We start from the raw sequence: 14,540 nt of genomic DNA on the forward strand, positions 1-14,540 counted from the left end.
GGAATCCCCATGAGCGGTCCGTCCCATCCGCTCCGTACGGCAGCCGCCGCTCTCGGCGCCGTACTGCTCGCCGCCGGCCTGGTCGTCGGCCCCGCCCCGAGTCCCGTGCACGCCGCCGCCACCATCACCAACCCGGGCTTCGAGTCCTCCGGCGCCAGCCAGAACCCGCCGGGCTGGTCCGAGTCGTCCAGCTCCGGCCAGCAGAGTGCCAGCTTCACCGAGGCCGGTGGGCGGTCCGGCAACTACCGCCTGTCGCACTGGGCCTCCGGCGCCTACCGGGTGGAGACCCACCAGCAGCTCACCGGGCTCGGCGCGGGGTCGTACACCCTGCGGGCCTGGGTCCGCTCCGGCGGCGGCCAGGTCGCCGCCTACCTGGCGCTGCGCGGCTGCGGCGGCGCCGAGCAGCGGGTCGGCATCCCGACCACCTCCAGTTGGACCCAGGTCTCGGTGACCGCCCAGGTGACCGGCGGGCAGTGCACCGCCGCGGTGGTCTCGGACGCCCGGGCCGGCAACTGGATCAACGTCGACGACGTGGAGTTCACCGGCGGCGGCACCGGCAATCCGGGCGGCAGCGTGCCGATCCGTGGCGTCGACATCTCCACCCTGCTCAAGAGCCAGGACCGGGGCGGCGTCTACCGGGATGCCGCCGGCACCCAGCGGGACCCGCTGCAACTGCTCACCGCCAACGGGGTCAACTACGCCCGGCTGAAGGTCTGGGTCAACCCGGCCGACGGCTACAACAACCGGGCCCGGGTGCTGACCATGGCCAGCCGGATCAAGGCGCAGGGGATGCGGCTGCTGGTCGACTTCCACTACTCGGACAGTTGGGCCGACCCCGGCAAGCAGAACAAGCCGGCCGCGTGGAGCGGGTACAGCTTCACCCAGCTCCGGGACGCGGTCTACAACCACACGTACGACGTGCTGAACGCGCTGAAGGCGCAGGGTACGACGGCCGACATGGTGCAGGTCGGCAACGAGATCAACGACGGCATGCTCTGGCCGGACGGGCGCAGTGACAACTGGGCCAACCTGGCCGTCCTGCTCACCGCCGGCAGCAACGCGGTGAAGGCGGTGAACAGTTCGACTCAGGTGATGCTGCACCTGGCCGAGGGCGGCAACAACTCGCAGCACCGGTGGTGGTTCGACCAGGCCACCTCCCGGGGAGTGCCGTTCGACGTGATCGGGGTGTCGCACTACCTCTACTGGCACGGCTCGCTGGGCAGTCTCCAGGCCAACCTCAACGACCTCGCCTCCCGGTACGGCCGGCCGGTGCTGGTCGCCGAGACCGCGTACGGCTTCACCCTGAACGCCGACGACAGCGAGCCGAACATCTTCAACTCCTCGTTGCAGCAGGCCGGCGGCTATCCGGCCACCCCGCAGGGCCAGGCCGACGCGCTGCGGGCGGTCTTCGACGTCGTCCGCTCGGTACCCAACGGCCGGGGCCTGGGAGTCTTCTACTGGGAGCCCACCTGGACGGCGGTACCCGGCAACGGCTGGGACCCGACCAACCCGTCCTCGGGCAACGGCTGGGAGAACCAGGCGCTCTTCGACTACGGCGACCGCGCGCTGCCCGGGCTGGCGGTCTTCGGCTCGATCTGAGGCGAGGCCGGTCGGCCCGACCGATGTGCGGACCTGCGGCGGCTCCGGCCCGGACCACCCGGGCCGGAGCCGCCGTCGCGGTTCCCCGTCTCTGCCAGGTCGGCGAGGTCGGGGTGCCGAACGGCAGTTCATGCCCCTCGGGTCGGCGCCGTTCAGCATGACCAGGATCACTCCGGGGAATCGACCACCGGAGTCGGTGTGTTGTCGTCGATAGTTTCCCGATATATCGTTGAGCTATCAACGACAGTCAGAAGGAGGCCCAGATGGGTTTTCACCGAGGGTTCCAGGCCATGCAGGAAGCCCGGATGCGCGGCTTCGGCTTTCCGCCGCCCGGTCACGGGCACGGGCACGGCCGGGGTGGCGGCCGGGGACGTGGCGGTGGCCGCGGACGGCGACCGAACGTCCGCGCCGCCGTACTCGCCCTGCTGACCGAGCGGCCGATGCACGGCTACGAGATGATCCAGGAGTTGGACTCGCGTACCGGCGGCGCCTGGCGGCCGAGCCCGGGGTCGATCTATCCGACCCTGCAACTCCTGGAGGACGAGGGCCTGATCGCCAGCAGCACCGAGGAGTCGGGCGGCGGTCGACGCCGCTTCGGGCTCACCGAGGCCGGGCAGGAGGAGGCCACCCAGGCTGCCGCGCAGCCGCCGTGGGCCGAGTTCGCCCAGGACACCATCAACAGTTGGCACGACATCCGGGAGGCCGGCTTCCAGGCGATGAACGCGCTGCGTCAGGTGATGATGACCGGCACCGACGACCAGCGCGAGCGGGCCGCCCAGGTGCTCGACGAGACCCGGCGCAAGCTCTACGCCATCCTCGCCGAGTCAGAGTAGGCAGGGTAGGCGGGACTGGACCGGCGGCCGGACCAGGCCGGCCGCCTGGCGGGCCGGGCCGGTTGGTCGTAGGCCGCGCCGGGCGGGGACCAGTCGATCGGGGCAGTGTAGAGCTGCCCCACCTGTGCGCCCGAGCGCCGCAACCGGCATCACGCCGACGCGGCGCTCGGGCGACCACAGCAGTCGGGCGACCACAGCAGTCGGGCGACCACAGCAGTCGGGCGACTAGAGCATTCGGGGGCACGCTCACGTAGTTCCCGTCGCGGCAACCGCAGCATTTGGGCGACTACAGCGTTCAGGCGGTCACGGCGCTCCAGCGACCGGAGCGTCTCACCGCCGGCCGGAGGCGACGCCAACTATCGGGCCGGCGACCTGGAGCGACGGTCAGTGCACCGTCACGGTGGGCTTGACGACCAGGTCGCGCAGCTCCTCGGGCAGTTCGGCGCCCATCTCGTCGGCGAGCCGGACGGCCTCCTCGATCAGGGTCTCCACGATCTGGCCCTCGGGCACGGTCTTGATCACCTGGCCCTTGACGAAGATCTGCCCCTTGCCGTTGCCGGAGGCCACCCCGAGATCCGCCTCCCGCGCCTCACCGGGACCGTTGACCACGCAGCCCATCACCGCCACCCGCAGCGGCACGGGCAGCCCCTCCAGACCGGCGGTGACCTCCTCGGCCAGCTTGTAGACGTCGACCTGGGCCCGGCCGCAGGACGGACACGAGACGATCTCCAGGCCACGCTCGCGCAGCCCCAGCGACTCCAGGATCTGGTTGCCTACCTTGATCTCCTCGACCGGCGGCGCGGAGAGCGAGACCCGGATGGTGTCGCCGATCCCCTCCGCGAGCAGCGCGCCGAAGGCCACCGACGACTTGATGGTGCCCTGGAACGCCGGCCCCGCTTCGGTCACCCCGAGGTGCAGCGGATAGTCGCACTGCTCGGCGAGCTGCCGGTACGCCCGGATCATCACCACCGGGTCGTTGTGCTTGACCGAGATCTTGATGTCCCGAAAGCCGTGCTCCTCGAAGAGCGAGCACTCCCAGAGCGCCGACTCGACCAGCGCCTCGGCGGTGGCCTTGCCGTACTTGGCCAGCAGGCGCTTGTCCAGCGAGCCCGCGTTGACCCCGATCCGGATCGGGGTACCAGCCGCCGAGGCTGCCGCCGCGATCTCCTTGACCTTGTCGTCGAACTGCCGGATGTTGCCGGGGTTGACCCGTACCGCCGCGCAGCCGGCGTCGATCGCCGCGAAGACGTACTTCGGCTGGAAGTGGATGTCGGCGATCACCGGGATCTGCGACTTCTTGGCGATCGCCGGCAGCGCCTCCACGTCGTCCTGGGACGGCACCGCCACCCGGACGATCTGGCAGCCGGAGGCGGTCAGCTCGGCGATCTGCTGGAGCGTCGAGTTGACGTCGGCGGTCAACGTGGTGGTCATCGACTGCACCGACACCGGCGCGCCGCCCCCGACCAGTACCGAACCGACCTTGATCTGTCGGCTGGACCGCCGGGGCGCCAGCGGTGGCGGCGGTACGGCGGGCATGCCGAGGCTGACGGCGGTCACTGTCTTCACCTCTGGATCAGGGTTATCGGATTCACCACGTCGGCGGTGATGGTGAGCAGCGTGAACGCGCCGCCGATCAGGATCAAAGCGTACGTTACGGGCATCAACTTGAAGTAGTCGACCCGCCCGGGGTCGGGCTTGCCGAGCCGGGCGAAGAGCCAGGACCGGACCCGTTCGAACCAGGCGATGGCGATGTGCCCGCCGTCCATCGGCAGCAGCGGCAACAGGTTGAAGACGCCGATGAAGAAGTTCAGCGAGATGAAGAGGAGGACGAAGACCTCCCAGAGCCCGTGCTGGACCGCCTCGCCACCGAGCCGGCTCGCCCCGACCACGCTGATCGGGGTGTCGACGTCGCGCTCCTCGCCGGTGATCGCCGCCCAGAGAGCCGGGACCTTCTGCGGGATCCGCTGGAGCGCCTTGACGGTGTTGACCGCCATCTCGCCGGTGAAGTCGGCGGTGGCGCCGAAGGCACCGATCGGGCTGTAGGTGATCGTCGGCGGAGTGCCGAGCCCGACGCCGAGGGCCGAGACGGGGCCGACCGGGCCGTCCGCCTGGTCCTGCGGCGGGCGCTGCACCTCGGCCAGGTCGACCTGGGCGGTCTGGGGCGAGCCGTCCCGCAGATATGTCACCTGCACCGGCCCCGGCTTGGTCGCCCGTACGGCGTCCAGCATCTGGCCCCAGTTGGCCACCGGGATGGTGCCGATCGTGGTGATCACGTCGCCGTCGCGCAGGTTGGCCCGGGCCGCCGGGCTCGCCGGGTCGCCGGGCTGGCAGGCCCGGGCCGCGCTCTCGCGGACCACGCAGGGCGCCAGCTCGATCCGGGCCGGCTCGCTGCGGATCTCGGCCGTGTTGGTCGGGTAGTCGGGGTTGGGCAGCCCCATGAAGATCGCGGCGAACCAGAGGGTCACGATGGCGAGGGTGAAATGCGCCACCGAGCCGGCGGCCATCACCGCGGTCCGCTTCCAGACCGGGTACCGCCACATCACCCGGGACTCGTCCGCCGGGTCGACGTCGTCGTCCTGCGGCGTCATGCCGACGATCTTGCAGAAGCCGCCCAGCGGGATCGCCTTGAGTCCGTATTCGGTCTCGCCCCGGCGGAACGAGAAGACCGTGGGGCCGAAGCCGACGAAGTAGCGGGTGACCTTCATCCCGAACCGCTTGGCCACGAGCATGTGCCCGGCCTCGTGCAGGCTCACCGAGATCAGGATCCCCAGGGCGAACGCCACCACCCCGAGCAGATACAGCATCAGGCTCCTTCCACCGCTTCCGCGATGATCTCCTGGGCACGCGCCCGCGCCCAGGACTCGGCGGCGAGCACCTCCTCGACGTTACCCGGTTCGGCAAAATCCGGGGCCGCCTCCAACACCCGCTCCAGCGTGTCGACGATGCCGAGAAACGGTAGCCGGCCCGACAGGAAGGCGGCCACGCACTCCTCGTTCGCCGCGTTGTAGATCGCCGGGCGGCAGCGGCCGGCCGTACCGGCCTGCTTGGCCAGGCGTACGGCCGGGAACGCCGCCTCGTCCAGGGGCTCGAAGCGCCAGCTCTGGGCGGCCGTCCAGTCCACTGCGGGCGTGGCCTCGGCGACCCGGTCCGGCCAGCCGAGGGCGAGCGCGATCGGCAGCCGCATGTCCGGCGGGCTGGCCTGGGCCAGCGTCGAGCCGTCGACGAACTCGACCATCGAGTGGATCATCGACTGCGGATGCACCACCACGTCGATCCGGTCGTACGGCACGCCGAACAGCTCGTGCGTCTCGATCACCTCCAGCGCCTTGTTCACCAGGTTGGCGCAGTTGATCGTGACCACCGGCCCCATGTTCCAGGTCGGGTGGGCCAGCGCCTGCTCGGGCGTCACCCCGGTCAGCTCGTCCCGCCGACGGCCCCGGAACGGGCCGCCGCTGGCGGTGAGGATCAGCCGGCGTACCTCGGCGCGGGTGCCGCCGCGCAGGCACTGGGCCAGCGCCGAGTGCTCGGAGTCGACCGGCACGATCTGGTCCGGTCGCTGGAGGGCGGCCCGGACCACCGGTCCCCCGGCCACCAGCGACTCCTTGTTGGCCAACGCGAGGGTACGCCCGGCGCCCAGCGCCGCCAGGGTGGGTGCCAGCCCCAGTGAACCGACGACGCCGTTGAGCACGATGTCGCACGGCCACTGCGCGAGTTCGGCCATGGCGGAGGGGCCCGCGACGATCTTGGGAATCCGGAAGCCGCCGCTCGGATAGCCCTGCCGGGCGGCCTCGGCGTAGAAGGCGAGTTGCAGGTCCTGCGCGGCGGAGGCCCTGGCCACCCCGACCGCCTCCACCCCGAGTTCCAGCGCCTGGGCGGCGAGCTGGGCCACGTTGCCGCCACCGGCGCCGAGCGCGACCACCCGGAACCGGTCGGGGTTGCGCCGGACTATGTCGATCGCCTGGGTGCCGATCGAGCCGGTCGAGCCGAGTAGGACGATCTCGCGGGGAGAACTCACCCGGCCATTCTCCCTGACCGGTTCTGGGCGCCCGCCGGGAGTGCCCGGTCGATCGGCGATGAGCCGGTCGGCGTGCTCAGCGACCCGGCCGCCCGGACGGCTACGGCCGGGACAGTCGGAAGGTCTCCAGTTCCTCGCCGCCGTACCAGTCGGTGCGCCGGCCGACCGAGGTCATGCCGATCCGCCGGGCAACCGCCATCGACGCCTCGTTGCCGGGTGCCACCACGGCGTAGATCTCCGGAACCCCGGCCGCGAAGCCCCGCTCGACCGCGCCCCGGGCCGCCTCGGTGGCATAGCCGTGCCCCCACGAGTCGGGGTGCAGGTGCCAGCCGACCTCGATGTCGTCGGTCAGTTTCCCCTCGTCCCGTCCGGGCAGCGGCTTCAGCATCACCGTGCCGACCACCCGGCCGTCGTCCCGGCGCTGCACCGCCCAGATGCCGTACCCGGCACCGAACTCGGCGTTGCGGACGTGCCACCGGCGTACCGTCTCGGCGGCGCCGGCCGGCTCGCGGAGCGGGAACGTCGGCGCGCTGAGGAACCGGGCCACCTCCGGCCGGGAGTACGTGTCGAAGACCCGGGCCAGGTCGTCGGGCTCCAGCGTCCAGTCGCGGACCACCAGCCGCTCGGTCTCGTAGATCGTCACGCGGCCGGATGTTAGCCACCGCTCCCCGGGTCGACCAACCATTTACGGCACACCCCGTCGCCCGCACCGGTGCTCAGCGCCGGGCGGACTCGACCACCTCCCGGGCCCCGGGCTCCCGGGTCTCGGGCTCCCCGGCCAGGTCGGCCGGTGACTCGCGGATGCCGTACCGGCGGTAGACCCGGGCGAGCGGGCCCGGCGCCCACCAGTTCCACCGGCCGAGCAGCCGCATCGTGGCCGGGACCAGCAGCGCCCGCACCAGCGTCGCGTCGACCACGATCGCCACAATCATCCCGACCCCGATCAGCTTGACGAGGACCACGCCTCCGGTGGCGAACCCGGCGACCACGACGACCAGCAGCAGCGCCGCGGCGGTGATGATCCGGCCGGTGTACTGGAGGCCGGCGGCCACCGAGGCGGTGTTGTCGCCGGTCCGGTCCCACTCCTCACGTATCCGGGAGAGCAGGAAGACCTCGTAGTCGGTGGCGAGTCCGAAGAGCACCGCCAGCATCAGGATCGGGTTGCTCGGTTCGATGAAGCCGGTCGGGGTGAAGTCGAGCCAGTCGGCGAGGTGCCCGTCCTGGAAGATCCAGACCACCACGCCGAACGACGCGCCGATCGAGACCAGGTTCATCAGCACCGCCTTGATCGGCAGCAGCACCGACCCGAAGGCGAGGAAGAGCAGCACCAGGGTTGCCGATGCCATGATCAGGGCCATCCAGGGCAGCCGCGAGGTGAGGCTGTCCAGCAGATCCACGTCGAAGGCGGGTCGCCCGCCGACGAGTACCTCCGCGCCGGGCGGTGCCGGGATGTCCCGGACGAGCCGTACCACCTGCTCCGCCACCGGGCCGGTCGGCTCGCCGGGGTAGGTCACCGACAGCAGCGTGGAGTCGCCCCGGTTCGCGGTCACCTGCACACCGGTCACCCCGGAGACCTGGCGCAGCTCGTCGGCGAACCGCTGCGTCTCGGCGGCGGACGCGCCGGAGACGAGTACCTCGACCGGGCCGACGCTGCCGCCCGGGAAGTCCGACTCGATCCGCTCGGCCACCATCCGGGGCACCGCGTCGGCCGGCAGGACCCGCTCGTCGAAGCCGCCGGCCTCCATCCGTACCGAGGGGGCGGCCAGGACCGCCAGCACCGCGACCACGCCCAGCAGGTAGAGCACCGGTCGACGCATAACGCTGCGGGCCAGCCGGGCCCAGGCACCGGAGCCGCCGACGCCCGCCGCCCCCGCTGTGTCCGAGCGGCGCCGCCACGGCAGGCGTACGGCGAGCGCGTTGATCCGCGGTCCGAGGACCGCGAGCAGCGCCGGCAGTACGGTCAGCGCGGCGAGCATGGCGACCAGGACGGCGGCGATCCCGCCGAGTCCCATCGAGCGCAGGAACGCCTGCGGGAAGATCAGCAGACTGGCCAGGGCGGTCGCGATGGTGAGCCCGGAGACCATCACGGTCCGGCCGGCGGTACTCATGGTGCGCCGGATCGCCTCGGTGCTCGGATGGCCGGCGGCGAGTTCCTCCCGGAACCGGCTGACGATGAAGAGCGCGTAGTCGACGGCCATGCCGAGGCCGATCAGCGTAATGATGTTGATGGCGAAGACGGAGACGTCGGTGACCATGCCGAGCAGCCGGGTGGCGACGAAGGCGCCGAGGATGGCCAGCCCGCCGACCAGCAGCGGCGTCGCGGCGGCGACCAGCCCTCGGAAGATCAGGATGAGCAGTACCAGCAGGACCGGCAGGGAGAGCATCTCCGCCCGGGTGATGTCCTCGGTGCTCTGCCGGTTCGCCTCGGCCAGGAAGGCCACCGTGCCGCCGGCCTCGGTGGTGATCCCGGGAGCGTCCAGGGCCGGCCGCAGTTCCCGGTACGCCTCGGCCCGCTCGTCCGGGTCGGTCGCCCGCAGTCGCACCGCCGTGTACGTGGCGTGCCGGTCCGCAGAGAGCAGGGCCGGGGCCTGGGTCTCGTACCAGCTCGTCACGCTGGCGACCTCGGGGTGCTGGCGGAGCCGGTCGAGGGTGGCCGTGACCGGGTCCCGGAAGGCCGGCTGGTCGACGGTGCTGCTCGGGCTGGAGTAGAGGACGAGCAGGTCCGCGCCCTGGTTGCCGAGTTCGGCGCTGATCCGCTGTTCGGTACGGACCGACTCGCTGTCCGGGTCGTCGAAGCCCCCGCCGGTCAGCGTGCCGAACACCCCGGTTCCCCAGGTCGCCCCGACCGCGACCAGCACCAGCCCGGCGGCGAGCACCACCCACCGGAGTCGGACCACCGCCCTGCCCCACCACATGAACATCGTCTGCTCTCCCCCGTCAGCCGCTAGGGTCTTACCCGTAACAAGTCTGCAAATGAGTGAACGCCGTTTACTATCGCAAACGGCGTTCTCTCCGGCCGACGGGGGTACGCGATGACGGCACCGACCCGCCGGGAACGCCTGCGTACCGCCGCCGTCTCCGACATCAAGGACGGGGCACGACGGCTGTTGGTGACCGGCGGCCCGCAGGCCATCTCGCTGCGGGCCATCGCCCGGGACATGGGCATGACCGCTCCGGCCATCTACCGGTACTTCCCCAGCCTGGAAGCCCTGGTCCTCGACCTGGCCGGCGATCTGCTGGACGAACTCTGCGAACACCTCGAAGCGGCCCGGGACGCGGCCGGCGCCGAGCCGATCGACCAGCTCGTCGGCACCGCCCGGGCCTTCCGGCGCTGGTCCGTCCGGCATCCGGTCGAGTTCCGGCTGGTCTTCGGCAATCTGATGCCCGGCGTCGACGCGTTCCCGGACGACTGCGGGTACCCCGGCGACCCCGGTGCCCGGCTCGGCGACGTCTTCATCACACCGCTGGTGGAGCTGTGGCGGCGGAGACCGTTCCCGGTGCCGCTGGCCGGGCAGGTCGACGCCGGCCTGACCGAGGCGCTGGCCCCGCTGCGGGAGAAGCACCCCGAGCTGCCGGTCGAGGTGGCCTGCCTGATGCTCTCCGGCTGGACCATGCTCTACGGCCTGGTCTCGATGGAGGTCTACCACCAGCTCCGCTGGGCGGTGACCGATCCGGAGGCACTCTTCGACGCCGAGCTGGCCGCCTTCCTCCAGCAACTCGACGGCGGCAGTGGGCGGTAGCCGGCGGTAGCGGCTCGGCGACGGCACCCGCCAGCGGCAGCGCTGTGGCGGCACCCGCCAGCGGCAGCTCGGCGACGGCACTCGGCGGCGGCAGCTCGACGGTGGCAGCGCGGCGGCGGCAGCGCGGCGGTGGCACTCGGCGGCGGCACTCGGCGGTAGTCCGCGCCGGCACCGGCCAAGCCCGCACCGGGGCGACCCAATCGCACTAGGCTTCCCGAGCATGACCGCCGAGCTACCCTCCCGCGCCGACGTCGTGATCGTCGGCGCCGGCCACAACGGCCTGGTTTCCGCGATCCTGCTGGCCCGGGCCGGCCTCGACGTGCTGGTGCTGGAGGCCGCCGACACGATCGGCGGAGCCGCCCGCACCGAGAACCCGTTCCCGAAGGTGCCCGAGCTGCGACACTCCACCGGCTCGTACCTGCTCGGCCTGATGCCGCCGGAACTGATCCGGCTGCTCGACGTGAAGCTGCCGGTGCTGCGCCGGGACCCGCACTACTTCCTGCCCACCCCGGGCGGGCCCGGCTCGCCGTACCTGCTCTTCGGCGCCGACCGGGAGGCGACCCGGCAGCAGATGGAACGGTTCTTCTCCCGGGCCGACGTGGCCGCCGACGACGCGATGCAGGCCGAACTCGCCGCGCTCCGCGACGACCTGGCGCCGGCCTGGCTGGCCGAGCCGCTGCCGGTGCCGGAGACCGCCGACCGCTACATCCGGCCCGCGCTGCGCCAGGTCTTCGTCGACCTGGTACGCGGCTCGGTCGCCGACTACCTCGCCCGGTTCGACTTCCGCTCCGAACTGCTGGTCTCGATGTACGCGGTCACCGACGGCCTCTCCGGACTGAACGCCGGGCCGGACGACCCGGGTACCGGATACAACTTCCTGGCCCACAACATGTGCCGGCTGCCCGGTGCCGGCGGCACCTGGATGATCGTGGCCGGTGGGATGGGCACTGTCAGTCGTACCTTCGCCGACGCCGCCCGGGCCGCCGGGGCGAGGCTGTGCAGCGGTACCCCGGTCGCCGCGATCACCCTGGACGGCGGCGCGGCCAGCGGGGTCGTACTCGACGACGGGCGGACGGTCGCCGCCGAGGTGGTGCTCGGCGCCGGTGACCCGTACCGGCTGATGGAGCTGGTGCCCGACGGTGCGCTGCCGGCCGCGCTCACCGAGCGGATGGCGGCGGTCCGGCGCACCGGCACCACCCTCAAGGTCAACCTGGCGCTCGCCGGGCTGCCGGACTTCTCCTGCCTGCCCGAGGGGGCGCCGAGCCCGTTCGGCGCCACCATCCACCTGCTGCCCGGCTCCGCGGCGCTGCTGCCCGGCTCGGCCGGCGACTCGCCGATGGCGGCACTGCGCGGCATGTGGGCGGACGTGCGGGCCGGGCGGCTGCCGGCCGAGCCGACCATCGAGTGGTACCTGCACACCACCGTCGACCCGTCGCTGAAGGACGAGGCCGGGCACCACTCGTCGGCGCTCTTCGTGCAGTCCGTCCCGTACGCCCCGACCGGCGGCACGTGGGACGAACTGCTGCCCGGGTATGTGGCCCGGCTGCTGGAGATCTGCGACCGGTACGCCCCCGGCACCACCGAACTGGTCGCCGACGCGGTGCCGCTGACCCCGCCCGGCATCGAGGCGCACTTCGGGATCACCGGCGGGCACATCCACCACGTCGACAACACCGTCTCGTTCACCGACCGGATGCCCTACGCCACCGGGATCGACGGGCTCTACGCCGGCAGTGCCGGATGCCACCCCGCCGGCAGCGTGATCGGCGCGGCCGGGCACAACGCGGCCCGACGCATCCTCACCGACCTCGGCCGGGTCGGCCCGGCCGCCTGAGCCTCAGCCGGCGGTCTCGGACTCGGCGGCGGCGGTCGCGGTCGCCGGGGCCTCGTCGGCGCGGTGCGCCCGGATCGAGTGCCCGACGCTGGTCAGGCAGCGCCCGCTGGCCAGGTCGAACCGCCAGCCGTGCAACTGGCAGGTGAGCTGGTCGTCCTCGACGATGCCGAACCGGGTCAGGTCCGCCTTCAGGTGCGGGCAGCGCCGCTGCACCACCCAGTCGCCGAGGGTGACGTCCTCGGCGTCGGTGCTCCGCTCGTGCTCGTCGTACCAGCCCTCGGCGTACTGGAGGCGCTCCTCGGAGAGGCACTTGAAGAAGGCGTAGACGAACTCGTTGTACTGGCCGATCCGGGCCGCCGAGAAGCGGCAGGAGAGGAAGAGCGAGTTGACCCAGTCCACCTCGTCGATGTGCAGCAGGTGCTCGATCAGCGCCCGCTCGGTACGGAACCGGTAGCGCACCTTCTCGTCCGCGTACGGCCGGACCTCCTTGCCCGGGAAGTCCACCAGGATCGATTCAACGGTCTCCCCGCCATCTTCCTCGGAGTGTCCGACCAGGTCGAACCGGACCGGCCCGCCGACACCCTTGGCGAGATAGATCGACTCGTCCAGCAGTGGCTCGATCCGGCGCTTCATCCCGGCCAGTACGTCGATCTCCGGGTGCCGCCAGGACGCCTTCGCCGCCTCGATCACCGGCCGCGCCCGCTCCTGGTACGCCCGCAGGTGCTCCTCCTTGCGGTCGAAGAACTCCCGCACGTCGGGCACCGGGTGCGTGGTGTGCACGCTCTCCGTGCCGATCTCGGAGACGGTGCCGGGGAGCAGGATCACCCCGTTGTCGTAGCCGAGCCCGGTGTAGTGGTCGAGGAAGACCTGCTGGTCGGGGAAGATGTTCCCCTCGTCGCCGTGGATGTCGTTGAACTGCCACAGCGCGTCGTCGAGGAAGCACGGCGGCCCGGCGATCGGGAACACCCAGGACGCCTTGAGGTCGTCGATGTAGCGGATGGTCCGGTCCATCTGCCGGTCCCGCTTCTGCTTGCCGAACGCGGTCTTCGCCCCGCTGGGCAGCTCGTAGACCATCGGGTACCAGATCGCTCCGGAGAACTGGAGCATGTGCGCGTGCACGTGCCCCAGCTCGGCGAAGACGCCGAGATCGGTCGGGCGGGCGTCGTTCTGGTTCAGCAGCCGTACGCCGTCGTACTCCACCCAGAGCGAGGAGTCGCCGATCGGGCCGTCGGTGGGGCTGGTCAGCGCCTGGATCATCACCTTCAGGCCGCCGTCCAGCTCGACGACCTCGTCGCTCTTCGTCCTCAGGAAGCTGGTGAAGCCGAGTTCCCGCAGCTCGTCCTCCAGCTCCGAGGTGGGGTACTCCGGCAGCAGGACGGTCGCCTTCTTGGAGACGAAGTGCTTGAGGTGCGCCGCGTCGAAATGGTCCCGGTGCAGGTGGGAGACGTAGAGGTAGTCGACGTCGCCGAGGGTCTCCCAGTCGAGCTGTGAATTGTCCGGGAAAGGGAACCATGAGGCGAAGTAGGCCGGGTTGACCCACGGGTCGCACAGGATGCTGCCCGCACCGGTGTCGATCCGCATGCTCGCGTGCCCCGTACCGGTCAAACGCACCGCACAGTCCCCCTGTCTCGTCCCTCGCCCCAGGCGATCAAAGGCGTACGCCCAAACGCTACCAAGATGCGGGCCGGTGCTCCGCCCTTCAGGGCGGGGGTGAAGGCCCGCGCGGGGCAAGGCCCGAGCCGTGCCGTTTTTGTCGACGTTACGTCCGGTGGTACGGTGCCCACGTGCGGGGCGAAGGGTAGTTCCGGAAGCCCCGAAGCGTCACGACGGACACAGCGTGACATTGTCGCCGCAGGGCTTGCGGAGACGTTAAACGCCTGTGGAGCGGACGCAAGACCAGGACTTGTCCCGGCTGGCCGCAGTGAAGCAGGAACCCACCGGGGCGTTGCGCCTTCCGCACGCAGCGCGGAGGGAATCTCCGCCATTCATGGCGGCGGAGGAGGTCAACGGAGGCCCCGTACCGGCCGACCCGCGAAGCCGGGCTGCCGGGCCGGGCTGGAAGGCCCGGCCCGTGCGCCGTGCGCCGGGCGGCACATGCCAGACTTACCGGCATCCGATCGTGAGGAAGGACCGGAAAGTGGCTGGAAGCGAGCCGGTGACGTCACCTGACCAACGCAAGCCGGGGCACCGCAGGGCGGGCCAGATCGGCGCGATCCTCTCCGCGGCGGCGCTGGTGCTGATGATGTTCAACAACAATGAGGTCAGCGGCACCGCGAAGATCTGGCTCGGTTCGATCGCCGCCGCCCTGGTCCTCGCCGTCGTCGGCGACGCGATCCTGCGCCGCAACGGTCTGCGTTCCTGACCCTCGACAGCCTGCGTTCCAGGCCCTCGCCGGCCTGCGTTCCTGACCCCTCGACGGTCTGGTTCCCGACCGCTCTCGACGCGACGTCGGGCAGCATGCCCGGCGCGCTCGACAGACCCGGCGCTCGACCCGACGCGCAGTGGCGCCGGCCGACTCG

The 14,540-nt window shown here is 71.4% G+C and carries 11 protein-coding genes; 5 read left to right on the plus strand and 6 right to left on the minus strand.

Translation table 11 applies throughout. The features are described 5' to 3' along the window. Positions 1-9: 9 nt before the first annotated feature. Positions 10-1,599: a glycoside hydrolase family 53 protein gene (locus Pma05_RS16840; RefSeq protein WP_239312495.1), complete on the plus strand. Its 1,590-nt coding sequence runs from the start codon at positions 10-12 to the stop codon at positions 1,597-1,599. A gap of 263 nt (positions 1,600-1,862) precedes the next feature. Next, positions 1,863-2,432 carry a PadR family transcriptional regulator gene (locus Pma05_RS16845; RefSeq protein ID WP_203858361.1) on the plus strand — a complete coding sequence of 190 codons (570 nt, stop codon included), beginning with the start codon at positions 1,863-1,865 and terminating at the stop codon, positions 2,430-2,432. Positions 2,433-2,816: 384 nt separating this feature from the next. Here the strand turns inward: Pma05_RS16845 and ispG are convergent, their stop codons facing one another. The 5 genes from ispG to Pma05_RS16870 all read right to left on the minus strand — a co-directional run bounded on the left by ispG (position 2,817) and on the right by Pma05_RS16870 (position 9,368). Continuing rightward, positions 2,817-3,989 carry a flavodoxin-dependent (E)-4-hydroxy-3-methylbut-2-enyl-diphosphate synthase gene (gene ispG, locus Pma05_RS16850; protein ID WP_203858362.1) on the minus strand — a complete coding sequence of 391 codons (1,173 nt, stop codon included), beginning with the start codon at positions 3,987-3,989 and terminating at the stop codon, positions 2,817-2,819. 5 nt (positions 3,990-3,994) lie between these two features. Beyond that, on the minus strand, positions 3,995-5,236 hold the full coding sequence (locus Pma05_RS16855; RefSeq protein WP_203858363.1) for a M50 family metallopeptidase: 1,242 nt from the start codon (positions 5,234-5,236) through the stop codon (positions 3,995-3,997). Further along, positions 5,236-6,447: a 1-deoxy-D-xylulose-5-phosphate reductoisomerase gene (gene dxr, locus Pma05_RS16860; protein ID WP_203858364.1), complete on the minus strand. Its 1,212-nt coding sequence runs from the start codon at positions 6,445-6,447 to the stop codon at positions 5,236-5,238. The genes Pma05_RS16855 and dxr overlap by 1 nt, the downstream gene beginning before the upstream one ends. Before the next feature lie 100 nt (positions 6,448-6,547). Continuing rightward, the gene (locus Pma05_RS16865) at positions 6,548-7,090 is read right to left on the minus strand and encodes a GNAT family N-acetyltransferase (RefSeq protein ID WP_203858365.1); all 543 of its coding nucleotides are present in this window, start codon (positions 7,088-7,090) and stop codon (positions 6,548-6,550) included. 73 nt (positions 7,091-7,163) lie between these two features. Further along, on the minus strand, positions 7,164-9,368 hold the full coding sequence (locus Pma05_RS16870; RefSeq protein ID WP_203858366.1) for an MMPL family transporter: 2,205 nt from the start codon (positions 9,366-9,368) through the stop codon (positions 7,164-7,166). Between the two features lie 111 nt (positions 9,369-9,479). Between Pma05_RS16870 and Pma05_RS16875 the strand changes: the two genes are divergently transcribed. Beyond that, positions 9,480-10,187 (plus strand): TetR/AcrR family transcriptional regulator, encoded by a 708-nt coding sequence (locus Pma05_RS16875; RefSeq protein ID WP_203858367.1) that lies wholly within the window; start codon positions 9,480-9,482, stop codon positions 10,185-10,187. A 220-nt stretch (positions 10,188-10,407) separates the two neighbouring features. Then, positions 10,408-12,021 (plus strand): phytoene desaturase family protein, encoded by a 1,614-nt coding sequence (locus Pma05_RS16880; RefSeq protein WP_203858368.1) that lies wholly within the window; start codon positions 10,408-10,410, stop codon positions 12,019-12,021. Positions 12,022-12,024: 3 nt separating this feature from the next. On the opposite strand, the gene Pma05_RS16885 is transcribed toward Pma05_RS16880, so the two are convergent. After that, positions 12,025-13,632: a Rieske 2Fe-2S domain-containing protein gene (locus tag Pma05_RS16885; protein WP_203858369.1), complete on the minus strand. Its 1,608-nt coding sequence runs from the start codon at positions 13,630-13,632 to the stop codon at positions 12,025-12,027. 526 nt (positions 13,633-14,158) lie between these two features. On the opposite strand from Pma05_RS16885, the gene Pma05_RS16890 reads away from it, so the two are divergent. Continuing rightward, positions 14,159-14,383, plus strand: a complete 225-nt coding sequence (locus tag Pma05_RS16890) for a hypothetical protein (protein WP_203858370.1) — start codon at positions 14,159-14,161, stop codon at positions 14,381-14,383. The last annotated feature ends 157 nt before the right edge of the window (positions 14,384-14,540 follow it).

The organism is Plantactinospora mayteni (assembly GCF_016862935.1).
In the GTDB taxonomy this organism is placed as follows: Bacteria; Actinomycetota; Actinomycetes; order Mycobacteriales; family Micromonosporaceae; genus Plantactinospora; species Plantactinospora mayteni.